Origin of the sequence: Actinomadura sp. WMMB 499 (assembly GCF_008824145.1) — a bacterium.
Lineage (GTDB): Bacteria > Actinomycetota > Actinomycetes > Streptosporangiales > Streptosporangiaceae > Spirillospora.
In genome coordinates this window covers 4,838,080-4,862,557 of record NZ_CP044407.1, presented here as the reverse complement: position 1 = coordinate 4,862,557, position 24,478 = coordinate 4,838,080, and the positions used below count along the sequence as shown (strand labels likewise).

Here is a 24,478-nt window from a genome sequence, read left to right as displayed (position 1 = left end):
CCGATGCCCCTGACGTGCGCCGATACCTAGCGTTTCGGGCATGAGCACAGCACCGCGAACAGCACTGATCACCGGGGCCTCCCGGGGCCTCGGCCGGGCCCTCGCCCGCGGACTCGCCCGGGACGGCTGGACCCTCGTCGTCGACGCGCGGGACGCGGACGCGCTGCGCGCCGCGTTCGAGGACGGAGGCGCCGGGCCCGGCGACCGCGTCACCGCCGTCCCGGGCGACGTCACCGACCCCGGCCACCGCGCCGACCTCGCCCGCGCCGTGCGCGGCGGGCTCGACCTGCTCGTCAACAACGCGGGCACCCTCGGCACGGCGCCGCTGCCCCGGCTCGCCGACCAGCCGGTCGCCGACCTCGCCGAGACCTACGCCGTGAACGTCCTCGCCCCGCTCGCGCTGACGCAGGCGGTGCTGCCCGCCCTGCGGAAGCGGGGCGGCGCGATCCTGAACATCACCTCCGACGCCGCCGTCGAGAACTACCCGACGTGGGGCGGCTACGGGTCGTCCAAGGCCGCCCTGGAGCAGCTCTCGAACGTGCTGGCAGCGGAGGAGCCCGGCCTGGCCGTGTGGTGGGCCGACCCGGGCGAGATGCGCACGGACATGCTGCGCGCCGCCGGGGAGGACGCCGACGCCGCGCCGCCGCCCGAGGAGGCCGCCGCCGCGCTGCGCCGGCTCGTCGACGGCCGCCCGCCCAGCGGCCGGTACCGCGCCGCCGACCTGCGCCCGGACGCCGCGGCGGGTGCGTGATGACGACCGTGCTGCAGCCCACCGCGGCGAAGGCGCGGGACGAGCCGCGCGTGCTCGGCCCCGGTTACCGGGGGCCCACGTTCGGGATCGTCCTCGTCGTCACCCCTGCTGGCGTTCGAGGCCATGGCCGTCGGGACCGTCATGCCCGTCGTCGCGGCCGAGCTGAACGGCCTGTCCCTCTACGCGTGGGGGTTCAGCGCCACGCTGATCGCGGGGCTGCTGTCCACGGTCCTCGCGGGCGGCTGGATCGACCGGTCCGGCCCGATGCGCCCGTTCCTGATCGGACTCGCGACGTTCGTGGCGGGGCTCGCCGTCGCGGGCGTCGCGACCACGATGTGGCAGTTCGTCATCGGCCGCGCCGTCCAGGGCATCGGCACCGGACTGGCGATGGTCGCGATGTACGTCGTGGTCGCCCGCATCTATCCCGAATCGCTGCGCCCCCGGGTGTTCGCGGCCGAGTCCGCCGCGTGGGTGCTGCCCTCGCTGATCGGCCCCGCCGTCGGCGGCGTCCTCGCCGAGCACATCGGCTGGCGCTGGGTGTTCCTCGGGCTCATCCCCCTGGTGATCCCGCCCACCCTGCTGCTGGTCCGCGCCCTGCGCGGCACCGCGGCGCCCGCCGCCGCGCCCCGGACACCCGGCGGCGGCCGGGCCGTCGCGGCCGTCGCCGTCTCCGTCGGCGCCGCCGTCCTGCTCTACGGACTCGACGCGCCGGGCTGGATCACCGTCCCGGCGGTCGCCGCCGGGCTGGCCGGGCTGGTGTTCGGGTTGCCCCGCCTCCTGCCCGCCGGAACCTTCCGGCTCCGCCGCGGCCTGCCCAGCGTCGTCCTGACCCGCGGCCTGCTCGCGGGCGCGTTCATGGGCACCGACGTGTTCATCCCCCTCGCCCTCACCACCCTGCACGGCTTCAGCCCCACCGAGGCCGGCATCGCCCTCACCGTGGCGGCGCTCGGCTGGTCCGCCGCGTCCCAGTACCAGGGACGGTCGCGGCGCCCCCGCGCGTTCTTCGTGCGGCTCGGCGCCGCCTCCGTCACCGCCGGCATCGTCGCCGTGACCGTCGCGCTCCAGCTCGGCGGCTGGGCCGCCGCCCCCGCCTGGCTCATCGGCGGCGCCGGGATGGGCTTCGCGGTCGGCAGCCTCAGCGTCCTCCTGCTGGACGGCTCCGGCCCGCAGGAGCAGGGCATCAACTCCTCCGCCCTGCAGATCGGCGACATGCTCGGCACCTCCCTCGTCGTGGGGATCGCCGGCGCCCTCGTCGCCGCGTTCGGCCCCGGCCGCCTCGAACTCGGCCTCGCCGCCGCCGGAACGCTCCTCACCGCCGTCGCCGCCCTCGGCGTCGTCGCCGCACTCCGACTGGAGGCCCGCACATGACCATCGACTTCGCCCTGCCCGCCGACCTCGAAGCCCACGAACCGCCCGAAACGCGCGGCCGCGCCCGCGACGACGTCCGGCTCCTCGTCGGCCGCCGCGCCACCGGCGCCGTCTCGCACCACCGCTTCCGCGACCTGCCCGACCTGCTGCGGCCCGGCGACCTCCTCGTCGTCAACACCTCCGCGACGCTGCCCGCCGCCGTCCGCCTCGACCGCATCGGCGTCCACTTCTCCACCCCCGTCCCGGACGCCGACGACCGGCTCTGGCTCGTCGAACTGCGCCGCCTCGCCGGCAAGACCACCCGCCCCTACTCCGGCGGCACCCCCGGCGAATGGATCCCCCTGCCCGGCGGCGCCACCCTCACCCTCGTCGACCGCCGCACCGAACGGCTCTGGCGAGCCCGGCTCAGCACCGACGTCGTCCCGTACCTGCACCGCCACGGCGTCCCCATCCGCTACGGGTACGTCCCCCGCGACCAGCCCACCGCCGCCTACCAGACCGTCTTCGCGCACGACCGCGCGACCGGCGGCGCCGAGATGCCCAGCGCCGCGCGCCCCTTCACCGCCGACCTCGTCACGCGGCTGGTGTCGCGCGGCGTCCTCATCGCCCCGATCACCCTGCACACCGGCGTCGCGTCCCCCGAGGCCCACGAGCCCCCGTACGCCGAACGGTACGAGGTCCCCGCCGCGACCGCCGCGCTCGTCCGGCACGTCCGCGCCGAGGGCGGCCGGGTGATCGCGGTCGGCACCACCGCCGTCCGCGCCCTCGAGACCGCCGCGACCGGCGGCCGCGTCGAGCCGTCCACGGGCTGGACGAACCACGTCGTCACGCCCGAGACCGGCGTCCGCGCCGTCGACGGGCTGCTCACCGGACTGCACGAACCGCGCTCGTCCCACCTCATGATGCTCGACGCCATCGCAGGTCAGGACCTCCTCACCAGCGTCTACCGCGCCGCGCTCGACGAGCGCTACCTGTGGCACGAGTTCGGCGACGTCAACCTCCTGATCCCCTGACGCCGGCGCGCCGCCCGTCTCGAATGGCGGACGTCACACCCGGGTGCGGCACCGCGAGCCGGTAGCGTGGACCCCAGCATGGACGGGTCAGCAGAGCGCACGCTGCTCATCACACTCACCGGCCGCGACCGCCCCGGCGTGACGTCACGCCTGTTCAGGACGCTCGCGGAGTTCCCGATCACCGTCGTCGACGTCGAGCAGGTCGTGATCCGCGGCCGACTCGTCCTCGGCGTCCTGGTCTCCTACTCGGCCGACACCGACATCGGCGGCGTGTGGAACGCCGCCGAACGCGTCGCGAACGACCTCGACATGGAGGCCGAACTCTCCACCGGACGCGACGCGCGGACGCCGAAGCGGCGCGGACGGCTGCACGTCACCGTCCTCGGCGCGCCCCTCACCCCCGCCGCGATGGCCGGGATCGCGGGCCGCATCTCCGCGCACGGCGCCAACATCGACCGCATGGAGCGCCTCGCCGGCGACCCCGTCACCTGCATCGAGATGGACGTCTCCGGCGCCGACCCCGACGCCCTGCGGGCCGGTCTCGCCGCCGAGGCCGCCGAGCGCCAGGTCGACGTCGCCGTCCAGCCCGGCGGGCTGTCCCGGCGCGCCAAGCGGCTCATCGTCATGGACGTCGACTCCACCCTCATCCAGGGCGAGGTCATCGAGCTGCTCGCCGAGCACGCCGGCTGCCTCGCCGAGGTCGCCAAGGTCACCGAGGCCGCGATGCGCGGCGAACTCGACTTCGAGGGCTCCCTGCGCGAACGCGTCGCGCTCCTCGCCGGACTCGACGCGTCCGCCATCGACGACGTCCGCGACCGGCTCGAGCTCGCCGCGGGGGCCCGCACGATGGTCCGCACCCTCAAGCGGCTCGACTACGAGTTCGCGATCGTCAGCGGTGGCTTCACCCAGGTCACCGACGCCCTCGTCGACGACCTCGGGATCGACTACTCGGCCGCCAACACCCTCGAGATCGAGAACGGCAAGCTCACCGGCCGCGTCGTCGGCACCGTCATCGACCGTCCCGGCAAGGCCGCCGCCCTCGAGCGCTTCGCCCGCGAGGCGGGCGTGCCCATCGCCCAGACCGTCGCGATCGGCGACGGCGCCAACGACCTCGACATGCTGCAGGCCGCCGGTCTCGGCATCGCCTACAACGCCAAGCCGGTCGTCCGCGAGGCCGCCGACACCGCCGTCAACGTGCCCTACCTCGACACGATCGTCTTCCTCCTCGGCATCTCCCGCGAGGAGGTCGTGGCCGCCGACGCGGCGGATTCCCTCGGGGGGGCGCGTTAACCCGGGGGCGCCCCCCTGGAACCCCCGTTGGTCGCGGAACGATCCTCGCGCTGTTGCAAGGCGTTCCGTTCGGGAGTCGTACGCACGCTCCGGTCGTCCCGCTCCTCGCGCCGGACGGTCCTCGCGCCCGGCCGCGAGCCGTCGCGCACGTCCGGCCTCCGCCGAGGCGCTGCGGTCGCCCGGCGCGTACACGCGGCGCCGGCCCTCGCCAGGGGGTCGCCGGCGGTGCGGCTTCGGCGGGGTTCGCCGGCGGTCACGCCCCTGGGCGCGGCGGAATGAAATGCGGCGGCGGGGGAGTTCACCGTTCGTACCGTTGATCACCAGGGTAGGCCGGTGGTGCGGTCGGTGATCTTGGAGGGGCAACGGTGCTGGAGCGTGTGCGCGAGGCGTACGCGCAGGCCGGAGGACGGGCGGCGCCCTGGTACGGGGTGGCCGCCGCGCTCGCGATCGCGGTGCCGCTGCTCGCGGGGGCACTCACCGGGCACGCGGCGCAGGGCGCGATGGTCGCGCTCGGCGCGTACCTCGTCGCGCTGCGGACACCCGAGGGCCCGTACGGCGCGCGCGCCCGCGAGCTGGGCCTCGCCGTGGTGGTCGTGGCCGTCGGCTCGACGATCGGCGGGACGCTGTCCGGGCACACGTGGCTCGCCGTCGCGGTCGTCCCGCCGCTGATCGCGCTCGGCGTCGCGGTACCGCGGATCGGGCCGACCGCCGGACTCGCCGTGCTGCTCGCCGCGATCCGGCCGCCGCAGGCCGACGTCGTCCTGGACGTGGGCCTGCTGGAGCTGATCGGCGGGGCGTGCACGACCGCGCTGCTGCTCGCGCCCTGGCCCGCGCGGCGGCTCCGGCCGCTGAACACCGCGCTGAGCGACGCCGCCGACGCGGTCGCCGAAGCCCTCGACGCCGTCGCGCAGCACGTCGACGCGCCCGACCCCGCCCCGCTGGACGCCGTCGAGCTGACCAACCCGGACCTGCTGGCCGTCGCCCGCCTCCCCGACTGGGAGCAGCGGCGGCGGGCCGCGTCCGAGGCGCTCACCGCCGCCCGCGCCACGTTCGGGCTGTACCGGTCCGACCGGGGACGCGACGACCCGACCCGGCCGGAGCGGCTCATCGAGGCGCTCGCGCGCGTCCTGCACGAGACGGTGACGCTGCAGGCCGTCGTGGAGGCCGCCCGCAACTACCCGCCGGAACGCGAGTGGAAGGGGGAGGCGCAGACCGCGATCTCCGCGCTCGCCGCCCGGCTGCGACTGCTGGCGGGCGCGGTCGCCACGTCCGGGGAGGCGCCGCTCGGCGGGGAGGAGTCGGCGGCGGTCCGCCGGATGGGACGCGCGGCGGAGGGCGTCCGCCGGGCGGGCCTCGCGGGCGAGGAGGACCTCGTCGCGGTCGCGCTCATCGCGCAGGTGCGCCGGTCGATCGACCGCATCGCCGGTGAGGTCGCGTCCGCGCGGCGCATCACCGCGGGCGGGCTGCGGCTCGGGTTCGGGCCGCCGCGGCTGCCCGCGGCGAACCCGCTGACCGTGTGGGAGAAGGTCCGCACGGCCGTCGCCACCCGCTCGCCGCGGTTCCGGCAGGTGTCGCGCGTCCTGCTCACGGCCGTCGTGTCGATGGCGCTCGCCGCCGCGCTCGAACTGCCGCACGGCCACTGGATGACCCTGACGGCGATGCTCAGCCTCCGCGCCACCTACGGCGAGACGGTCGAGCGGCTGTTCCAGCGCGTCGGCGGGACAGCCGTGGGGTCGATCATCGCGGCGCTGCTGCTGACGATCGCGCCCGGCCAGTTCACCATCGCGCTGGTCGTGCTGGCCTTCGCGTTCGCCGGGTTCGCGTTGCGCGGGGTGAACTTCGCGTACTGGTTCCTGTTCGGCACGCCCCTCACGATGATGCTGCTCGAGTTCTCCGTCCCGTCCGACTGGAGCACCGCCGGGGAACGCGTCGTCCTCACCATCGCCGGGACGCTGCTCGCCTACCTCGCCGTCCGGCTGCTGTGGCCGGCCGGTCACCTCGAACGGCTGCCGGTGCAGCTCGGCCGGCTCACCGACACGCACGCCGCGCTCGTCCGGTCCACGGCCGACGTCCTCGCGGGCGAGCACGTCCGGCTGCCGCACGACAGGATCGTCGCCGCCGAGCGGGCCGCCGAGGCCGTCGCCGAGACCCGGAACCGGCTGGAGCAGGAACGGGTGCCCGACACCGAGCTGATCGCCCGGCTGCAAACGGCCGTGCGCGCCGCGCACCGCGTCCGCGACCACCTCATCGCGGTGTCGCGGATGTCGCGGGAGGAGGCCGTCGAGACCGGGCCGATCCCCGAGATCCTCGACCGGATCGCCGACGAGCTGGAGGAGGCCTCGGCGGTGCTGGAGGACCCGCCGGACGAGCGGGCCGAGGAGGACGGCTCGTCCGTCGCGGAACTCCGCGAGCGGCTCGCCGACCTCGATGACTACCTGTCGACGATCACCCGGCGGCGCCGCGCGGAGATCAGGTCGGGCGTCGGGCGGGACGAGTTCACGCCGCTGCGGCACGCGCTGCTGCAGGTGTCGGGCACCCGCTACGCGATCCGGTCGCTGCGCCGCGACGCCGGGCGGGTCGTCGAGGCGTCGTTCGCGGCGACCGGCGTCCGGGCGGGGCGCCGCTGACGCCCGTCCGGGGTCAGTCCTTCGGGGTGCGGGACGTGACGAGCGTGCCCGCGCCGGGGCGGACGTCCGCCCAGCCGTCCGGCAGGTCGATGACGGCGAGCGCGCACGTCGGGAACCCGTCCGGCGACTCGCCCGCGAGATCGTGGACGAACAGGTGCACCGACGGGTTGTGCCCGACGAGCAGGACGGTCGCCGCGCCGTCCGGGGCGCCCCGCACGAGGTCGAGCAGCGTGCCGGGGTCGTTGTCGTAGATCCGCGACTCGAACGACGCGTCCACGTCGTCGAACGCCAGTCTCTCCAGGGTCTCGCGTGTGCGCGCGGCCGTGGAGCATAGGACGTACCCGGGCACGAGCCCGCGCGCGCGCAACCACTCGCCGGTGGCGGTGGCGTCGCGGCGTCCGCGGTCGGCGAGCGTACGGTCGATGTCGGCCTTGCCCGGCCCGGACTCGGCCTTGGCGTGCCGGAGCACGATCAGCGTCGGCATGACCGCAACCCTACGGCTCAGGGCGCGACGAGCGCGGAGAGCCCCCACAGCGCGGCCATGATCCCGAGCATCCCGGCGAGCACAAGGGCGAACCCCTTGGGCCCTGACATCGTCGACTTGCCGCCGGCCACCACGCCTCCCGGTCTCCTCGTGCGCGCCCGGACCGCCGGGCCGCATCCGCCTACAGCCTATGGCCGGTCCCCCGTGCTCCCGACACCACCCGCGCGGAAGGGGGCCGGCCACCCGGCCGGCCCCCTCACCTCGCCCCGTCACGCCTTGTTGACCTGCGACTCCTCGCCCTCGGCGGGCGGCGCGGCCTCGACCGGCGCCTCCTCGGGCGGCGGGCCCTGCACCGCCTGCGCGTCGCCGCCGCCGACGGACGGGCCGGAGCCCTCGACGGGCGGTTCGGCGATCGGGTCGACGCGCCGCTTGGAGATCACGATCGCGGCGACCACGACGAGCACCGCCCCGATCGTCACGCCGACGCGCAGCGGGACGTTGCCCGCGTAGGTCACGACGGCGTCCGCGATCAGCAGCGCCACCAGGTTCATCACCTTGATCAGCGGGTTGATGGCGGGGCCCGCGGTGTCCTTGAACGGGTCGCCGACGGTGTCGCCGATGATCGTCGCCTCGTGCGCCTCGCTGCCCTTGCCGCCGAGGTGCCCCTCCTCGACCAGCTTCTTCGCGTTGTCCCAGGCGCCGCCGGAGTTCGCGAGGAACACCGCCATCAGCACCCCGGCCGCGATCGCGCCGCCCAGGAACGCGCCCAGCGGCGCGTACCCCAGCGCGAACCCGACCGCGATCGGCGTCATGATCGCCAGCAGTCCTGGGGTGGCCAGCTCGCGCTGCGCGTCCCGGGTGCAGATGTCCACGACGCGGTCGTAGTCGGGCTTCTCGGTGTAGTCCATGATGCCGGGCTTGGTGCGGAACTGCTCGCGCACCTCCACGACCACCCTGCCGGCCGCCCGTCCGACCGCCATGATGGCCAGGCCGGAGAACAGGAACACCACCGCGGCGCCGATGATCAGCCCGATCAGCACGTTCGGGTTGTCGATCGACAGGCTGAACACCTGGAAGTCGCCCAGCGCGTCCTTCGCGTCCTGCGACGCGTCGCCCAGCGCGGACGCGACCGTCTCGCGGTACGAGCCGAACAGCGCCGTCGCCGCCAGCACCGCCGTCGCGATCGCGATGCCCTTCGTGATCGCCTTGGTCGTGTTGCCGACCGCGTCCAGCCGCTCCAGCACGGCCGCCGCCTCGCCCTGGACGTCCCCGGACATCTCCGCGATGCCCTGCGCGTTGTCCGACACCGGGCCGAACGTGTCCATCGACACGATCACGCCGACCGTGGTGAGCAGCCCCGTCCCCGCCATCGCGACGGCGAACAGCGCGACCGTCGTGTTGCCGAACCCGAGCAGGAACGCCCCGTAGACCGCGCCGCCGATCACCAGCGCGGTGTAGACGGCCGACTCCAGGCCGAGCGAGATGCCCGACAGGATGACCGTCGCCGGGCCCGTCCGGGCGCTGCCGGTGACCTCCTTGACGGGCTTGCGGTTCGTCTCCGTGAAGTAGCCGGTCAGCAGCTGGATGGCGCTGGCCAGCACGATCCCGATGAGGACGGCGCCGAGCGCGATCCAGCGCGGGTCGGCGTCCATGCCCGCGATCTCGGAGTTGGTGACGCCGTCCAGCTCGGCGAACGAGCCCGGCAGGTAGGTGAACGCGGCGATGGCGACCAGCACCGCGGAGAACAGCGCCGAGATGAAGAAGCCCCGGTTGATCGCCGTCATCCCGGACCGGTCGCCCGCCCGCGGCATCACCGCGAAGATCCCGATCACCGCCGTGATCACCCCGATCATCGGGACGATCAGCGGGAACACCAGCCCCTGCGTGCCGAACGCCGTGGTGCCGAGGATCAGCGCCGCGACCAGCATCACCGCGTACGACTCGAACAGGTCCGCGGCCATGCCCGCGCAGTCCCCGACGTTGTCGCCCACGTTGTCGGCGATCGTCGCCGCGTTGCGCGGGTCGTCCTCCGGGATGCCCTTCTCGACCTTGCCGACCAGGTCGGCGCCCACGTCGGCGGCCTTGGTGAAGATGCCGCCGCCGACCCGCATGAACATCGCCAGCAGGGCCGCGCCGAACCCGAAACCCTCGAGGACCCGCGGCGCGTCCCCCTGGTAGGCGAGCACGACGACCGCGGCGCCGAACAGGCCCAGCCCGACGGTGAACATCCCCGCGACGCCGCCCGTCCGGAAGGCGATCCGCATCGCCGTCCGCTCGCCGCCCTCCTCCCGCGCGGCCGCCGCGACCCGCACGTTGCCGCGCACCGCGAGCCACATGCCGGTGAACCCCGTCACGGCCGAGAACAGCGCCCCGATGACGAAGAACACCGACCGTCCGATGCGCTCGCCCGCGCCGTCGGCCGGAAGCAGCAGCAGCACGAGCGGGATCAGCACCACGAACACCGCGACCGTGCGGAACTGGCGTTTCAGGTAGGCGCCCGCGCCCACCTGCACCGCCTTCGCGATGTCCTGCATCTTCTCGGTGCCCTGGCCCGCGGCCAGCACGTCGCGTACCAGACCCGCGGCGACGGCCAGGGCCAGCAGCGCGACCACGGCGACGACGACGACCAGGGACAGGTCGCCGCCGCCGAGATCCACGTCGGCGCCGGCCGGGCTCGACACGGTAAGCCCAGACATCCGTCCTCCTCGACAGGGGCGTAGCGATCTCGACCTCAAAGTCGATCTTTACCGCTTACCCCGCAAGTCGTGATTTCGAACGCCTATCCGCGGCAACGCGCGTGCCATGAGTCAACGCACGCGACTCGTGATCAAGAAGGGCACAAGAGGCTTAACGAGAGCGTCACCATCATGCAATGGAATTTACTCTCGAATTTGACCTTCACCGGAATTCGCAAGGCATCGACGCAGGTCAAGCCAGGCAAGCATCCTCTTACCTCAAAGCAACCTTGACACCGGACATCCGGCACACCCCGCACACGAACCACTCGCGTCCACCCTGTTCAGGGCGAACTACAACCCTCATTTGGAACGGCCCGGAACCCGCGCGATTCACGATCTTGCGTCAGGACGATCTCACACCAAGATCCCCGGCGGGCATCCGGCCCCGCCATTACCAAGATCCCCGGACGCGCGCCCGCCGGCGCCCGCGGAAGTCCGTGCGAGTCCGTGCACGTCCGTGCAAAGCGAAGGCCCCGCCGGGGGCGGGGCCTTCGGAAGTACCGGAGTCAGACGTTCGGCTCGGCCTCGGCGGGCCAGCTCATGCGGATCTGGACGCCCTTCGGCGTCGCGGAGATGTCCACATCGTCGGCGAGCCCCGCGATGACGGCCAGGCCCAGTTCCGCCGCGCCCTCCCCGAAGCCGTACTCGAGTTCGTCCGCGTCGGGCGCCGCCGGGAACCCGCCCGGGTCGTCGCCGGGCACGGTGTCGCTCACCGTGACCTCGAAGCGGCGTTCGCCCCCGGTCAGCTCCAGCCGGATCGGCTCGTCCGGGCAGTGCCGGACGTGCGCCTCCACGGCCCGCGAGAACGCCTCGCCGACCGCGAGCCTGACCTCGTCCAGGATCTCCTCGCCGACGCCGTTCAGCCGCGCGACGGAGGTCACGATCAGCCGGACGGTCCGGACATGGACGGGCCGCGCGTTGATGGAAAGTTCAACGGTCTCCACTGCCGATAGCCGCCTACTTGGCGCCCTTGCGCTTTTCCTCGGCGTCGGCGATCGAGTCGTGGATGCCGAAGACCTTGGTCAGCCCGGTGATCCGGAAGATCTTGAGGATGCGCTCCTGGGTGCACACCAGCTCCAGGGAACCGTCGTGCGCCCGCACCCGCTTCAACCCGCCGACCAGGACGCCGAGGCCCGTCGAGTCGAGGAACTCGACCTTCTCCATGTCCACGAGCAGGTGGAACTTCCCCTTGTTGACCAGATCGATGAGCTTCTCGCGAAGCTTCGGCGCCGTGTAGACGTCGATCTCGCCCTCCACGTTGATGACGGTGAGGCCATCGTCGGTGGTGTAGTCGTTCACCTTCAGGTCCACAGATCCTCCAGCACCGTGCAGCACAATCCGGTCCCACATACCCGACGGGGAGCCGGTCACGCGGGACATCGCCGTGATTCAACCACGCTCCGGCGCGGCGTACGCACGTTATCGCCCACTCGGGCGAAAGTCCGCGCCCGTCTGACCTGCTGATCCACTGCGAGGGCAGGGGGAGGCATGCCACGGCGCCGGGGCGTTCCCGTAGTTTTGCCCAGGCTGGCAAACTGAAAACCTGATGGGCGCGCAGAGATCTCCTTTGGACCGGCTCCTGGCCGACCCCACCCGCCGGGACCGCATCACGCACGTCGAACGCGTCCCCGCACGGGCGGGCCGCCGCGCGCCGTGGCCGTCCTGGTCCCCGCCCCTCCTCGTGGAACGCCTCGCCGCCGCGGGCATCGACGCCCCGTGGGAGCACCAGGCCGCCGCCGCCGAGCACGCCCGTGCCGGACGTTCTGTGATCATCGCCACAGGAACGGCGTCCGGGAAATCCTTGGCCTACCTCCTTCCGGCCGTCGAGGCCGTCTACGACGAAGACCGCGAAGGCACGATCCTTTACCTTTCCCCCACGAAAGCGCTCGCGGCGGACCAGCTCCGCACGCTCCGAGGGCTGCGGCTCACCCGCATCCGCGCCGCCACCTACGACGGCGACACCCCCAGAGAAGACCGCACCTGGGTCCGGCAGCACGCCAACTACGTCCTGACCAATCCGGACATGCTGCACCGGTCGATCCTGCCCTCCCACGCCCGCTGGTCCTCGTTCCTGCGCCGCCTCCGCTACGTCGTCATCGACGAGGCGCACGGCTACCGGGGCGTGTTCGGCTCGCACGTCGCCCAGATCCTCCGCCGCCTCCGCCGCGTCTGCGCCCGGTACCACGCGGCGCCCACGTTCGTCCTGGCGTCCGCCACCACCTCCGAGCCCGCGACCACCGCGTCCCGGCTCACCGGTCTGGACGTCGTCGCCGTCGCCGACGACGCGTCCCCCCGCGGGCCCGCAACGTTCGCGCTCTGGGAGCCGCCGCTCACCGACCTGCGCGGGGAGCGCGGCGCCCCCGTGCGCCGCACCGCCACCGCCGAGGCCGGCGACCTGCTCGCCGACCTCGTCGTCGAGGGCGTGCAGACCCTCGCGTTCGTCCGCTCCCGCCGCGGCGCCGAGTCCGTCGCGCTCGGCGCCAAACGCGCCCTGTCCGACGTCTCCCCCGAGCTTCCGGGGCAGGTCGCCGCCTACCGCGCGGGCTACCTCCCCGAGGAGCGGCGCGCCCTCGAGGCGGCCCTGCGCGCCCGCGACCTCGTCGGCCTCGCCAGCACCAACGCGCTCGAGCTCGGCGTGGACGTCTCGGGTCTCGACGCCGTCATCGTCTGCGGCTGGCCCGGCACCCGCGCGTCCCTCTGGCAGCAGGCCGGACGCGCGGGACGCTCCGGGCAGGCGTCCCTGTCGGTCCTCGTCGCCCGCGACGATCCCCTCGACACCTTCCTCGTGCACCACCCCGAGGCGATCTTCGGAACCCCCGTCGAGGCGACCGTCCTCGACCCCGACAACCCCTACGTCCTCGAACCCCACCTCTGCTCGGCCGCGTCCGAGCTTCCCCTCACCGAGGCCGACGCCGAACTGTTCGGCCCCGCCACCGCCGATCTCCTCCCCGATCTCGTGCGCCGCGGGTTCCTGCGGCGCCGTCCCGCCGGGTGGTACTGGACGCGCCGCGACAAGGCCGTCGAGCTCGCCGACATCCGCGGCGCCGGCGGCGCGCCCGTCCAGGTCGTCGAGTCCGGCACGGGACGGCTGCTCGGCACCGTCGACGAGGCGTCCGCGCACACGACCGTCCATGAGGGCGCCGTCTACGTCCACCAGGGCGAGTCGTTCATCGTGCAGACCCTCGACCTCGACGACTCCGTCGCCCTCGTCGAACCCGCGGACCCCGACCACTCCACCACCGCCCGCGACGTCACCGACATCGCGATCGTCGAACGGCTCCGCTCGTCCGCGTGGGGCGAGGCGACGCTGAGCTTCGGCACCGTCGACGTCACCCGGCAGGTCGTCGCCTACCAGATGCGCCGCCTGCAGACCGGCGAGATGCTCGGCGAGAAGCCCCTCGACCTTCCGCCCCGCACCCTGCGCACCCGCGCCGTCTGGTGGACGCTCTCGGCGGAGGAGACCGAACGCCTCGACCTCGATCTCCCGGGCTCCGCGCACGCCGCCGAGCACGCGTCCATCGGGCTCCTGCCGCTCTTCGCGACCTGCGACCGCTGGGACATCGGCGGCGTCTCCACGGCCCTGCACCCCGATACCGGACTGCTGACCGTGTTCGTGTACGACGGCCACGAGGGCGGCGCCGGATTCGCCGAACGGGGCTACGCCGACGCGGCCACCTGGCTCCGCGCGACCCGGGACGCGATCGCCTCCTGCGAGTGCGCCACCGGCTGCCCGTCCTGCATCCAGTCGCCCAAGTGCGGCAACGGCAACGACCCGCTGGACAAGGAGGGCGCCCTGGTCCTCCTGGACGTGCTGCTGAAGAGCGCCCCCTGACCGACCGGCGGCACCCGCGCGCCCGACGGCGACACGGCGTCGGCGGCGCTCGCCCCGAAGCCGCTAGGTGTACTCGGTCATGGCGTTGGTGACAGGCGGCTGATCGGTGGGTGGCCGCCGAGTGCGGTGTGCGGGCGTCGGGTGTTGTAGTACTCCAGCCAGGGTGCCAGGTGTTCGGTGCGCTGGGTGTTGCTGGTGAACACCTGCCGGTAGGCCCATTCGGCGGCCAGGGTGCGGTTGAAGCGTTCGACCTTGCCGTTCTGCCAGGGGCAGTGCGGGCGGATCAGCTTGTGTCGAGCGCCCAGGTCGGCCAGGGCGGCGGTGAAGTCGCGGCTGTGGCGGTAGCACCAGGCGTTGTCGGTCAGGACCCGTTCGATCCGGGTGATGCCGCGGGCGGCGAAGAACGCGGTGGCGATGGCGCAGGAATCCGGCTGCGGTGGAGCCTTTCTCGTCGGGGTGGATCTCGGCGTAGGCCAGGCGGGTGCGGTCGTCGACGGCGGCGTGGACGTGGTCGTAGCCGATGCGTGCGTGCTTGTGGCGGGCCAGGCGGGAGTCGGCGCGGCCGTGGGCGCGCCAGCCGCCGCCGTCGGGGATGCGGCCGATCTTCTTGACGTCGATGTGCAGCAGGGCGCCGGGCCGGTCGTGCTCGTAGCGGGTCGTGGTGTGGCGGGTGGCCCGGATCGGCTGCCCGGTGAGGGGGTCGCACTCGGCCGGCCGCGGGATGTGGTGGCGGCGCAGGATGCGGGTGACGGTGCGTTCGGGGACTCCGGTCGCGGCGGCGATGAACGCCGGGCCGCGGCGCAGCCGGGCCGCTGGTCAGCACCCGCTGCTCGCCCTGCGGCGAGGTCCGGGCGGGGTGCGGTGGGGGCGGGAGGACCGGTCGTGCAGGCCGGCCACGCCCTCGGCGGCGTGGCGGCGCACCCACCGGTGCGCGCATTGGCGGGACACTCCCAGCTCTTTCGCGACGTGCGCGACCGGGCGGCCCTGGTCGCGGACGCGCTGGACCAGCAGACGGCGGCCGTGGATCGTCAGGCGTGCATTAGCGTGGGCCATGAAGACCTCCGAGACGGGTGAAGACCGACATCTCCACCGCACTCGGAGGTCTTCTCATTGATCAACCACCACGGTCGGCGTGTCACCAACCTCGTGGCTGAGTACAGCTAGGGAGCGACGCGCTGGGCCGGGACGGACGGCTCGTCGCCCATCCCCCGGCGGGCCTGGGCCAGCGCCTGCTGCAGCTTCCGCCGCTCCATCTCGAGGGTCTGGAGGGACTCCTCGTGCTCGTCCCGGAGATCACGCAGTTCCCTGCGCATCTCGATCGCGTGCTTGAACCCGAGCGCCGCCACCATCACCCCGGCCATGAACACCACGGCGACCACGGCGCCCGCCATGAACACGTGCCATTCCTGGGTGACTCCGGGGAGCGCGTCCCCGAACGCCGTCAGACCGGCGTCACCCGTGTTGTCCAGCACCACCGCCACCGCCGCGAGAACGGCGGCCAGCACAAGGACCAGCCCCAGGAAGATCATGCGGGAGGTTCTCCTCTCCGGGAGTCCGACTGGGACCGCAGCCTAGACCGCGGGCAATTCGGTCGCCACCCCTGCCGATCACTTACGCCGTGACCTGGCCACCTTCACCTCGACACCGCCGGGCCGCCGCCCCTTGGCGTCCTTCCGGGACGGCGCCCGCCTGGCCCCGCCTCTGGACCCCCGCCCCTTCGGCGAGGTCGCCGTGGTCGCCGGAGCACCCGGCGCGGTCTTCGCGGACGTCGCCTTCGCGGAGGGCGCCTTCGCGGCGTCGCCCTTGGCGGACGTCCCCCCGGCGGACTTCGCCTTAGCGGAGCCGGACTCCGGCGCCTTGGGCTTCACGGGACCGGTCTTGGCGACGGCCTCGGCGCGCGCGATGTGCTCCCGCGCCTTGCTGACCCGCTTGCGCCCGGTGCCGCCGCGCGCGATCCGCGCCGCCGTCCCGCGCGAGCTGGTCGCGACCGAGGCGGCGCGCAGGCTCCGCGTCCACGTGCCGAGGTGCGCCGCGACGACGAGCAGCACCAGCGCGATCCCGATGCTCTGGCCCCACTGCAGCCGGTCGGTCGCCGCGACGCTCTGCGCGACCGGTGCGTCGTCCGCGATCTCCGGTGCCGGGTAAACGAGCCCGGGGGTGGCGCCGTCGGGCTGGACGGACGGCAGCGTGATCGGCGACTGCTCGTTGAACGGGGTCAGCGGAGTCGTGCTCGGCGCCGATCCGGTCACCGGCAGGGAGGCCGTCGATCCGCCACCGGCCGACGGAGCGTTCGCCGCCGTCACCACGTCGCTCGCGGTCGCCGGCTCGGAGTACACCGAGCCGCCGGCGCCGTCCGCCCGCTGGGCCCGGACCTCCACCGAGAAGGTGCCGCTCTCCTGGGTCAGCGGCAGGCTCGCGGAGCACTGGCCCCCGCTGCAGAAGGCGCCCACCGCCCCGGACGTGGGCTTCACCCCGGTCCCGCTGAGCGTGTAGCCCTCGAGATCGGCCTCCTCGCCCATGCCCCACTTGACGGCGAGCTTGCCCCCGGACGCCGCGGCGGACACCCCCGCGGGCGTCGCCGGCGGCACCTTCACCGTGATGTTGCTGGCCGCCAGTTCCCCGGAGAAGTGGCCCAGGTAGACCTTGTACGGCCCGTTCCGCGTGATCGGGAACGTACCCGTCAGTTCGCCCGCGGCGAAGGTGTGCTCGTCCAGCAGCGCGTCGCCGCCGGGCCCGCTGACCCGCAGTTCGACCTTGGCCGCCCGGAAGTCGGTGTCCGCCGTCGCGGTGAGCTGCGAGCCGCTGGTGACGACCGAGCCGTCCTTGGGGCGATCACCGCCGTCTCCGCGGAGGCGGGGGCGCGGCGATGACCGGGATGCTCATCGCAAGAGGCGTCGCGAGGGCGATCGCACCGATCCTGCGAATGATGGTCACGGCGTCAATCCCTTCGACTGCGTCCTGTCGCGGGGCTCACTGTGCCGAGTGATGAGCGGGGGCTTACGGCAGCGTAACGTACCAACCGGTAACGAATGTCACAGATGAGTGACGAATGTGATGGCAGTGGCTCCGGGCGCGACCTATTGACGTTCAGTTCAACGAACTGCGTCGCGTCAGGTTACGCCCATATCCCCCACAGGGCCAGCCCTGGCCCGCGAAACGATCCTTAGCTCGCCGATCTCCCCCGGTCCCCGGACCCGCACCGCCACCCGCACCTCCACGACCTCCCCCCGCACCGTGCACCTCTCCAGGCGCGCTCCCGACGCCCCCGCCATCTCCCGCGCCCAACGGCAGGCCGCCGCACGCCCCTCCGCCGCGTGAGCCGCCCCCGCGAGCGCCGCGAGATCGGCCGCCGCGTCCCCCCGATGACGCGCCGCCCGCACTCCTCCCACCGCCATGGCGGCCACACCTCCCATCCAGATCACCGCCATGAACGCGACCACCCACAGCGTCCCCGCCCCCCGATCCCGCTCGCCCGGCCCGAACCCCCCGGCCGCCAGGCCCCGACACCTCCGCTCCATCCCGCCCCTTCCGCGCCATACCTCGCCTCGATCACCGGGACGCCACGCCCGCCCTTCCCCCACGCCGAGCCCCCGCAGCGCGCCCGCCCCCTACCGACCCCAACCCCGCCAAACCCACTACAGCGGCCCCCAGACGCGAGCAGCACCCCGGCGCGACCCCACGGCCGCACGGGCAGCTTGAGCCCGAACGCGACCGCGGGATGCATCGCCATCGTGCGCGTTGGCGCGCCTGCACCAGGGAGTTCTCAAGCTGCTGGTAGGCAGCAAACCCCGGCGCGGCAGACCCCGGCGCGGAGAAGCCGACCGCAGCGGGGCCGGTGCCGGAGCGAAGTCACCCCGTCGGGAGCCGGCCGCGGCGCCACGACCGTGGTGAGGCCGACCGTGGTGAGGCCGACCGTGGTGAGGCCGACCGTGGTGAGGCCGACCGTGGTGAGGCCGACCGTGGTGAGAGTGCACGGGTGCACTCTCACCACGTGCGGGGATGGGCCGTTGGTAGAGCCATCCCCCGCCTATGCCTGGGTGCGGCCCTCGGGATTTGGCCTCGGGCGTGCGGTCCTCGGGCGTGCGGTCCTCGGGCGTGCGGTCCTCGGGCGTGCGGTCATCGGGCGGTGCGGCCCTCGGGATTTGGTCCTCTGGGGTGCGGTCCTCTGGGGTGCGGTCTTCGGGGGTGCGGTCGGACGTTCCGGTGGAGGAAGGACGTGGGGGACCGGCCACGGCGCTGCGCGTGCTTGCGCGGAAGTCGTCCTTCGGGACTTCGGCACCCGAGACCGCGCCGGTGCCCTCGTTCGCGACTGGGCCGACCGAGATCCGGGGCCGTAGGGCGCGGACCGACCGGCGCACGATGTCGGCGGATCTCGACGTGGTGGTGCCGCACCCACGAGACACCCCGTGCAAGGCGTCGCAACACTGGGACGGTCGGCCGGTGGAAGTGCCGGTGCATGATCAAGACTCCTTGTCCGTTTGCCGTGGCGACGACGTGGGTGTCGTCGGCCCGGGAATCTTCCGGCTGATCGCCGAGGATTCGATCGTGCTCGTCAGGGATGGCTCGGGCGGTCGGCGCCCGGTTCTGCGGCGCCCGGTTCTGTGGCGGTCGCTGCGTGGGCGCGGACGGTCAGGGCCGGGAGTCCGGCCGGGGGTTCCACGTGGACGGACACGTCCACGTGGACGGTGGCGGCGTCGCGGGTGACCTTGACCGTGGCGCCTTCGGGGACGGCCTGGGCGACCATCTCCCGGACCGCGGGCAGGGGTTCTCCCCTGGCCGCGGCCCGCGCGCCTGTTCGGGCGGCGTCGTTGCAGGTGAGCTGAGTCGCGACGGCCGTCATCCCCCACAGGACGATCGCGGTGACCAGGACCAGGCTGGGGAGGGCCACGGCGATCTCCGCCGTGGCCATGCCCCGATCCCTCAGTCGGCGAGCTGGAGGGCGCGGTTGATGATCTGTAAGAGCATCTCCTGCACCTCCGAACTGGTCACGATCTTGAAGAGCAGACCCGCGAAGGCCGCGGCGGCGATGGTGCCCACGGCGTACTCGGCGGTGGACATGCCCGCGTCCTTGTTCTTCCAGCGCTTCGTCAGGTTCATGGGATCTCCTTCGTGGTTCGTTTTCAGGTTCTGGCATGGGGAGTGGGGTCGGCGGAGAAACGCGGGGCTGTGGATAACTCAGGGGATGAGGATCGTCGAGGCGATGCCGGCGACGGCCGGGACGACTCCGAGCAGGATGAACGCGGGCAGGAAGCACAGGCCCAGCGGGGCGAGGACGCGGATGCCCGCCGCCCGCGCGCGTGCCGCGGCGGCGCCGCGGGCGACGCGTCGCTGGTCTCGGGCCAGCCGGGCGAGGGACGGCGCCAGGGTGGCGCCGCCGGAGGTCGCGCGGACGGCGGCGCGGGCCAGCGGCGCGAGCGTCGGCTCGCCGGTGAGGGCGAGCCATGCCGTGGCTGGGTCCGCACCGAGCCGGATCTGGACGGTCACCCGTTCGAGTTCCTCGGCCAGCGGGCCGCCGATGGCGTCCGCGACCGCGTTCACCGCGTCGTGCCAGGGCATGCCGCCGCGCAGGCAGGCCGCGAGGAGGTCGACGGCCACGGGCAGGTCGGCGATGAGCCGGGCCCGGTGGCGGGCACGCTCGGCGGCGCCCAGGCGGGTGAAGGAGTACCGGACGGCCGCGGCGGCCGGAACTCCGATCAGGACCCCGAGGGGAGGCCGAGGACGAGGACGGCGAGGGCGAGCGTGGCGGCCGTCGCGATGTGGCGGAGAAGGCCGTCCGGGGAACCTCTGGATCGGCGGGGTGCGGGGAAGCATCGGGCCAGCCTCCTGCTGGAGTCGCTCGGTCTGGTGAGGATGTGGACGGCCGTCGTCGCGCAGAGGACGGCCGCGAAGCCGGTGATCATTCAGCGTCCTCCTGGTCGGGGCGACTCGGCGGACCTCGCCAGGCGCGTCGTCCAGCAGAGGCCGGTGGCGTTGAGGGCGACACCGGCGACCAGGCAGGCGAGGCCGGGCAGCGTGCCGCAGAGGAACGACAGGGGACGCGCTCCGAGGGCCGCCGCCATGGCGATGCCGAGGACGGGGAGCGCGGCGAGGAGGCGGGCGGTGGCCCGGGGGCCCGCGAGCTGGACGGCGACGTCCTGCCGCTGGGCCTCCTCGTCGCGGAGGGCGGCGGCGAGGCCGTCCAGGACGGTGGCCAGCGTGCCACCGCGCTCGGCGCCGACGCGCAGGCACGCCTCGAGGAGGCGCAGGCCCTCCGCGCCGGGAGTCCTCGCCAGGTCGGTCAGGGCGTCGCATTCGAGCAGCTCCTTCGAGATCGCCGGGTCGAGTACGGCGGCGGACGCGGTGAAGGCGTCCTCGGGGGTTCGGCCGGCGGCCAGTTCGGCGGCCATCCCGTCGCAGAGCTCGATCACCGCGGTGCGCCATCGGCGGGGGCGGGTCCGCCTGTCTTTGAAGGCCGCCACGTGGGTGGTGAGGGACGGGCGGACGGGTGGTCCGGTGCGGAGGAGGCGGTGGACGCGCCTGTGCGCCCCGGAGGGCGCGAGGAACGTCCAGACGGCCGCCGCGAGGCACAGGCCCGTCAGCGCGGTCGTCATGGCCAGTGCGGGTGCAGGCGGGCCGCCAGCGCCTCGGCGGCGGGGTGGTGGACGGTCTCGCCGGCGGCGAAGGAGACGGCGGGACGGACGGCCACCAGGCCGTCGGGCTCCCGCTGGAGGACGCCCACGTCGGCGACGCGGCGGGCGCCGGACGGGGCTCGGGCGAGGTGGACGACGATGTCGAGGGCGGCGGCGAGCTGGCTGTGGACGGCCTCGCGGGTGAGCCCGGCGGCGCAGGCGAGGGCCTCGAGGCGGGCGGGCACGTCGGCGGGGGTGTTGGCGTGCAGGGTGCCGCAGCCGCCCTCGTGGCCCGTGTTGAGCGCCTGCAGGAGGACCACGACTTCCGGGCCGCGCACTTCGCCCACGACGAGGCGGTCGGGACGCATGCGGAGGGCTTGGCGGACCAGGTCGTTCAGGGTGACGCCACCGGCGCCCTCCATGTTCGGGGGCCGGGCCTCCAGGCGGACGACGTGCGGGTGGTCGGGGCGCAGCTCTGCGGAATCCTCCACCAGCAGGAGCCTCTCGGACGGGGAGGCCGTGCCGAGGAGGGTGCTCAGCAGGGTCGTCTTGCCCGTTCCGGTGCCGCCGGTGACGAGGAACGCGGCTCGGGCGGCCACGACGGCCGCCAGGAGGGCGGCGCCCTCCGGCGGGACGGTCGCGGTGGCGACGAGTTCGTCGAGCGTGAAGGCCCGGCGGCGGGGGAGGCGCAGGGACAGGCAGGTGCCACCGGGCGCGATGGGCGGGAGAACGGCGTGCAGCCGGACGCCGCCGGGCAGGCGGGCGTCGCTGTAGGGGGCCGCGTCGTCCAGGCGGCGCCCCGCCGCGGCGGTGAGCCGCTGCGCGAGGCGGCGGAGGGCGCCCTCGCCGGGGAACCGGACGTCGGTGCGGACGAGCCCGCCGCCCGCGTCGGCCCAGACCTCGTCGGGCCCGTTGACGAGGACGTCCGTGACGTCCGGGGACCGCAGCAGCGGCTCGAGCGGCCCGGCGCCGACGAACTCCGCGCGCAGCTCGTCGGTGAGGGCGAGCACCTCCCGGTCGCCGAGGAGGCGTTCCTCGGCGCGCAGGGCGGCGGCCACCCGGCCGGCCGTGGGTTCGGCGCCGGTGTCCGCGAGCCGGCCGCGGACGGCGTCGGAGAGTCTGGTCATGTCGGCTCCTTGAGAGCGGACCGGTGCTGCTCCGTGTGCGGGCAGTCGCGGTGCGGGGCTTCGCTCGGCCGCATCACGCCGCCTCTTCCTGGTAGGCGCAGGGCTGCAGGGAGAGGTCGTCCAGGAGGCGGCGGCAGAAGTCGGTGAGGGGGCCGCGGCGGGACACGGCGCCGAGCTCCCCCTCGTCGATCGCGACCGGAAGGCGCCGGTCGCGTTCGAAGCCACCTGCCGACGGGAGGTCGAGGGCCTTGACGACGGCGTCGGCGGTGAGCCCGCCGGGCGACGGGCCCTGGACGACGACGCGGAGGTCCGCGGTCTCGCGGCGGAGTGCGGCGGCGAGACCGTCGGCCGCGACCGTGGCGCGCACCTCGGCGGGGACGAGGAGGTAGGTGACGTCGGCGGCCCGCAGCGCCGCGCGGCCGAGCTGCCCGGGGTAGCGGGGGACGTCGGCCACGACGAGGTCGAAACCGCGGACGGCCGCCTCGAGCAGCGACACCACCGCCTCCCCGGTGAGGGGCACCGGTTCGCCGCGCCGCCACGACAGGACGGACAGGTCGCCGTCACCGGGGAGGGTCTCACGGAGGGCGGCGGTGCCGAGCCGGCCGCGCCGTTCGGCGAGGTCGGGCCAGCGGACGCCCTCCTGCTCCTCGAGGCCGAGGAGCAGGTCGACGCCGCCGCCGAGGGGATCGGCGTCGGCGAGCAGCGTGCGCAGGCCGGTTCCCGCGGCGGTGACGGCGAGGGTGGTGGCGAGGACGCTGGCGCCCGCACCGCCGCGGGCGCCGACGACGCCGACGACGACGGCCCGGTTCGCGTCGGGTTCGGCGGCGGTGGCGAACGCGCTGATCAGCCAGTCTTCGTGGTCGGGCAGGACGGCGACGTCCTGGGCTCCGGCCTGGACGGCCGTCCGATAGGCGTCGGCGGTGGCGGCGCCGGTGACGAGGACGACGCCCGCTCTGCGGGGCAGGCCGCTCGCCGCGACGTCGCCGGCGGCGTCGGCGCCCACGAGGACGAGCGCCGGCCACGTCCATGCGGAGCGCGCCTCGCCGACGTCGTGGGCGACCTCCGCGTGGGCGTCGGCCGCGGCGGCGAGCCGGAGCAGGGCGTCGGCGGTGCCCGGATCACCGGTGATGATCAGTGCCGCGAGGTTCATGGAGACTCCTTCGGTTCGGAGGTCTCCACTCTGCGGCGGCGAAGGACGGCCGCGCGCGGATTCGCGGGCCTGTGGATAACTCGCGGGCGGGCGGCGGCAGAGGGGGTGCCGCGCGCCCGCCCGCGTGAGATTGGGCGACCCCCGCCGGGGGGGAGAGCGGGGGTCGCCGAACGGATCCGGCTCCGGGGGGGTAGAGCCGGTCCGCTTTCCCAAGAAAGATTCAGGAGATCAGGCTAAACCGGACGTAAGTCCGCCCTATAGGACGGGCAAAGTCCCCGCATCACCAGTCTAGGCGGATACAACATATGCTGCCCGACCGCCGAGAGTTCCGTCGAGTCGCGAACTCGCCCGAAGGGTGACGTTTTTTCTCGTCTGGTCAGAACGATCAAGCACTGTGCAGACAGCACACCCGTCCCGACGCACGCCTTGGCGCGCAACGTGACGGGAGACGGAGCGTACCGGAACGGCAAAGGCGTCTCCGCCTTCGCAACCAAAAAGCAATCATCACCGTACGTGATCGATTTCGGTTCCTGGTGATAGTTGCGGTTAGTCCGGAATGGTGGATGTCGACCGAGAGGTCCGGTCGACTCCCGGCCCGTCACCCCGGTGGCGAGCGGTCGTCATTTTCCCGAACGGGCCTTGTCAACTGGGCGAATGAGGCGTACACAAGGAGTACGGACATGTGTCCGAGCACGGCAGCCGGGAACCCACGCGCGACCAGCCGCGGGAGGCGCGTCGAGACGGGCTTGACCCGATCCGACGGATTTGAGGTGCACGCCTGGTAACCCGGTGTGACGTGACTGGCGGCGGCGTCTCATGCCGAGGCGCCGCTCGTCGCGTCCGGGGACGACTCGGACGAACATTCCGGAACCCCACCGAACCCTCAGCGAACCTCGAGCCCGAGCGATTCGGCGATCATGACCGCCTGGTGCGGATCGATCCGTGCGCCCTTCAACTCGACCGTCCGCGGGTCGATGGTCGAAATGTCACTACCGCGCAGATCACATCGGGTCAGGTCGGCTGACCGGAGCCACGCGCCGGACAGATCCACTCCGCGAAGGGTCGCCCCGGTGCAGCACGCGCCGGTGAGATCCGCCTCGCGCAGGCGCACGTCCTTGAAGGACGCACGACGCAGGTCGGCGCCGGGGAGGCCGGTGAACGACCAGTCGCCGCCCTCCACCTTCATCAGGTCGTAGGTACAGCCGTCGAACATGCTGCCAAGGAGTTTGCAGCCGCTGAACGTCGAGTCGAAGAAACCGCAACGCACGAACGTGCAGTTGATGAAGACGGTGTCAGTGTGGACTGAGACGTTGAACCGGACACCCCGGAATGTGCAGTCGACGAAACTCGCGCCCGTCCCGTACGCCTCGGTCATGTCCACGTCCGAGAACAGGACGCGTTCGTGTTCCTCGCCCGTCAGGTCGCGCGAGTCCCAGTCGGCGCCGCTGATCGTGCTCTCCGTGGGCGGTGCCGGACGCCCGCCCTTCCGT

21 protein-coding genes and 1 pseudogene are annotated in these 24,478 nt (G+C 73.5%); 6 read left to right on the top strand and 16 right to left on the bottom strand.

From position 1 onward, the window contains the following. The first annotated feature begins 40 nt into the window (after nt 1–40). The 5 genes from F7P10_RS21515 (at nt 41) to F7P10_RS21495 (ending at nt 7,049) form a co-directional block, all read left to right on the top strand. On the top strand, nt 41–751 hold the full coding sequence (locus F7P10_RS21515; RefSeq protein WP_151011623.1) for an SDR family oxidoreductase: 711 nt from the start codon (nt 41–43) through the stop codon (nt 749–751). A 123-nt stretch (nt 752–874) separates the two neighbouring features. After that, a complete protein-coding gene (locus F7P10_RS21510) occupies nt 875–2,119 on the top strand; it encodes an MFS transporter (protein WP_254715938.1) in 1,245 nt (414 codons plus the stop codon). Beyond that, nucleotides 2,116–3,132, top strand: a complete 1,017-nt coding sequence (locus F7P10_RS21505) for an S-adenosylmethionine:tRNA ribosyltransferase-isomerase (protein ID WP_151011621.1) — start codon at nt 2,116–2,118, stop codon at nt 3,130–3,132. The genes F7P10_RS21510 and F7P10_RS21505 overlap by 4 nt, the downstream gene beginning before the upstream one ends. Nucleotides 3,133–3,210: 78 nt before the next feature. Beyond that, nucleotides 3,211–4,422 carry a phosphoserine phosphatase SerB gene (serB, locus tag F7P10_RS21500; RefSeq protein ID WP_151011620.1) on the top strand — a complete coding sequence of 404 codons (1,212 nt, stop codon included), beginning with the start codon at nt 3,211–3,213 and terminating at the stop codon, nt 4,420–4,422. Nucleotides 4,423–4,787: 365 nt separating this feature from the next. Further along, nucleotides 4,788–7,049 (top strand): FUSC family protein, encoded by a 2,262-nt coding sequence (locus F7P10_RS21495; RefSeq protein ID WP_151011618.1) that lies wholly within the window; start codon nt 4,788–4,790, stop codon nt 7,047–7,049. Nucleotides 7,050–7,062: 13 nt separating this feature from the next. Here the strand turns inward: F7P10_RS21495 and F7P10_RS21490 are convergent, their stop codons facing one another. The 4 genes from F7P10_RS21490 to F7P10_RS21475 form a co-directional block, all read right to left on the bottom strand. Continuing rightward, complete coding sequence (locus tag F7P10_RS21490) at nt 7,063–7,533, bottom strand: histidine phosphatase family protein (protein WP_151011616.1); 471 nt, start codon at nt 7,531–7,533, stop codon at nt 7,063–7,065. A gap of 269 nt (nt 7,534–7,802) precedes the next feature. Beyond that, on the bottom strand, nt 7,803–10,229 hold the full coding sequence (locus tag F7P10_RS21485; protein ID WP_151011614.1) for a sodium-translocating pyrophosphatase: 2,427 nt from the start codon (nt 10,227–10,229) through the stop codon (nt 7,803–7,805). Nucleotides 10,230–10,777: 548 nt separating this feature from the next. Continuing rightward, complete coding sequence (locus F7P10_RS21480; protein ID WP_151011613.1) at nt 10,778–11,215, bottom strand: ATP-binding protein; 438 nt, start codon at nt 11,213–11,215, stop codon at nt 10,778–10,780. Between the two features lie 13 nt (nt 11,216–11,228). After that, nucleotides 11,229–11,582: an STAS domain-containing protein gene (locus F7P10_RS21475; protein WP_026402937.1), complete on the bottom strand. Its 354-nt coding sequence runs from the start codon at nt 11,580–11,582 to the stop codon at nt 11,229–11,231. 235 nt (nt 11,583–11,817) lie between these two features. On the opposite strand from F7P10_RS21475, the gene F7P10_RS21470 reads away from it, so the two are divergent. Next, nucleotides 11,818–14,103 (top strand): DEAD/DEAH box helicase, encoded by a 2,286-nt coding sequence (locus tag F7P10_RS21470; RefSeq protein ID WP_151011611.1) that lies wholly within the window; start codon nt 11,818–11,820, stop codon nt 14,101–14,103. Between the two features lie 77 nt (nt 14,104–14,180). Here F7P10_RS21470 and F7P10_RS21465 read toward each other — a convergent pair. From F7P10_RS21465 to F7P10_RS21415, 12 genes and pseudogenes are all read right to left on the bottom strand, one after another. Further along, nucleotides 14,181–15,156, bottom strand: a pseudogene (locus F7P10_RS21465) (IS481 family transposase). A 107-nt stretch (nt 15,157–15,263) separates the two neighbouring features. Beyond that, complete coding sequence (locus F7P10_RS21460; protein WP_151011609.1) at nt 15,264–15,632, bottom strand: hypothetical protein; 369 nt, start codon at nt 15,630–15,632, stop codon at nt 15,264–15,266. 78 nt (nt 15,633–15,710) lie between these two features. Next, a complete protein-coding gene (locus F7P10_RS42565) occupies nt 15,711–16,697 on the bottom strand; it encodes a hypothetical protein (RefSeq protein WP_176611601.1) in 987 nt (328 codons plus the stop codon). A gap of 516 nt (nt 16,698–17,213) precedes the next feature. Next, on the bottom strand, nt 17,214–17,516 hold the full coding sequence (locus tag F7P10_RS21450; RefSeq protein ID WP_254716790.1) for an Rv3654c family TadE-like protein: 303 nt from the start codon (nt 17,514–17,516) through the stop codon (nt 17,214–17,216). A 1,139-nt stretch (nt 17,517–18,655) separates the two neighbouring features. Continuing rightward, a complete protein-coding gene (locus F7P10_RS21445) occupies nt 18,656–19,012 on the bottom strand; it encodes a TadE family type IV pilus minor pilin (protein WP_176611599.1) in 357 nt (118 codons plus the stop codon). An 11-nt stretch (nt 19,013–19,023) separates the two neighbouring features. Beyond that, a complete protein-coding gene (locus F7P10_RS21440; protein ID WP_151011606.1) occupies nt 19,024–19,200 on the bottom strand; it encodes a DUF4244 domain-containing protein in 177 nt (58 codons plus the stop codon). Between the two features lie 78 nt (nt 19,201–19,278). Continuing rightward, a complete protein-coding gene (locus tag F7P10_RS44535; protein ID WP_254715937.1) occupies nt 19,279–19,698 on the bottom strand; it encodes a type II secretion system F family protein in 420 nt (139 codons plus the stop codon). Nucleotides 19,699–19,796: 98 nt separating this feature from the next. Continuing rightward, nucleotides 19,797–20,003, bottom strand: a complete 207-nt coding sequence (locus F7P10_RS44530; protein ID WP_254715936.1) for a hypothetical protein — start codon at nt 20,001–20,003, stop codon at nt 19,797–19,799. Beyond that, nucleotides 20,004–20,693, bottom strand: a complete 690-nt coding sequence (locus F7P10_RS21430) for a type II secretion system F family protein (RefSeq protein ID WP_151011604.1) — start codon at nt 20,691–20,693, stop codon at nt 20,004–20,006. Continuing rightward, nucleotides 20,690–21,838, bottom strand: a complete 1,149-nt coding sequence (locus F7P10_RS21425) for a TadA family conjugal transfer-associated ATPase (RefSeq protein ID WP_151011603.1) — start codon at nt 21,836–21,838, stop codon at nt 20,690–20,692. Before F7P10_RS21425 ends, F7P10_RS21430 begins: the two co-directional genes overlap by 4 nt. A gap of 73 nt (nt 21,839–21,911) precedes the next feature. Further along, nucleotides 21,912–22,988 (bottom strand): septum site-determining protein Ssd, encoded by a 1,077-nt coding sequence (gene ssd, locus F7P10_RS21420; protein WP_151011601.1) that lies wholly within the window; start codon nt 22,986–22,988, stop codon nt 21,912–21,914. A gap of 883 nt (nt 22,989–23,871) precedes the next feature. After that, nucleotides 23,872–24,363, bottom strand: coding sequence for a pentapeptide repeat-containing protein (locus F7P10_RS21415; RefSeq protein WP_254715935.1), 492 nt, complete (start codon nt 24,361–24,363; stop codon nt 23,872–23,874). Nucleotides 24,364–24,478: the final 115 nt, after the last annotated feature.

What these genes read in the sequence shown, in the direction of transcription:
- F7P10_RS21515 (WP_151011623.1), top strand. Translation starts at nt 41, where the DNA reads ATGAGCACAGCACCGCGAACAGCACTGATCACCGGGGCCTCCCGGGGC.
- F7P10_RS21510 (WP_254715938.1), top strand. Translation starts at nt 875, where the DNA reads ATGGCCGTCGGGACCGTCATGCCCGTCGTCGCGGCCGAGCTGAACGGC.
- F7P10_RS21505 (WP_151011621.1), top strand. Translation starts at nt 2,116, where the DNA reads ATGACCATCGACTTCGCCCTGCCCGCCGACCTCGAAGCCCACGAACCG.
- serB (WP_151011620.1), top strand. Translation starts at nt 3,211, where the DNA reads ATGGACGGGTCAGCAGAGCGCACGCTGCTCATCACACTCACCGGCCGC.
- F7P10_RS21490 (WP_151011616.1), bottom strand. Translation starts at nt 7,533, where the DNA reads ATGCCGACGCTGATCGTGCTCCGGCACGCCAAGGCCGAGTCCGGGCCG.
- F7P10_RS21485 (WP_151011614.1), bottom strand. Translation starts at nt 10,229, where the DNA reads ATGTCTGGGCTTACCGTGTCGAGCCCGGCCGGCGCCGACGTGGATCTC.
- F7P10_RS21470 (WP_151011611.1), top strand. Translation starts at nt 11,818, where the DNA reads ATGGGCGCGCAGAGATCTCCTTTGGACCGGCTCCTGGCCGACCCCACC.
- F7P10_RS21460 (WP_151011609.1), bottom strand. Translation starts at nt 15,632, where the DNA reads ATGATCTTCCTGGGGCTGGTCCTTGTGCTGGCCGCCGTTCTCGCGGCG.
- F7P10_RS21450 (WP_254716790.1), bottom strand. Translation starts at nt 17,516, where the DNA reads ATGGGAGGTGTGGCCGCCATGGCGGTGGGAGGAGTGCGGGCGGCGCGT.
- F7P10_RS21445 (WP_176611599.1), bottom strand. Translation starts at nt 19,012, where the DNA reads ATGGCCACGGCGGAGATCGCCGTGGCCCTCCCCAGCCTGGTCCTGGTC.
- F7P10_RS21440 (WP_151011606.1), bottom strand. Translation starts at nt 19,200, where the DNA reads ATGAACCTGACGAAGCGCTGGAAGAACAAGGACGCGGGCATGTCCACC.
- F7P10_RS44530 (WP_254715936.1), bottom strand. Translation starts at nt 20,003, where the DNA reads ATGATCACCGGCTTCGCGGCCGTCCTCTGCGCGACGACGGCCGTCCAC.
- F7P10_RS21430 (WP_151011604.1), bottom strand. Translation starts at nt 20,693, where the DNA reads ATGACGACCGCGCTGACGGGCCTGTGCCTCGCGGCGGCCGTCTGGACG.
- F7P10_RS21425 (WP_151011603.1), bottom strand. Translation starts at nt 21,838, where the DNA reads ATGACCAGACTCTCCGACGCCGTCCGCGGCCGGCTCGCGGACACCGGC.
- ssd (WP_151011601.1), bottom strand. Translation starts at nt 22,988, where the DNA reads ATGAACCTCGCGGCACTGATCATCACCGGTGATCCGGGCACCGCCGAC.
- F7P10_RS21415 (WP_254715935.1), bottom strand. Translation starts at nt 24,363, where the DNA reads ATGACCGAGGCGTACGGGACGGGCGCGAGTTTCGTCGACTGCACATTC.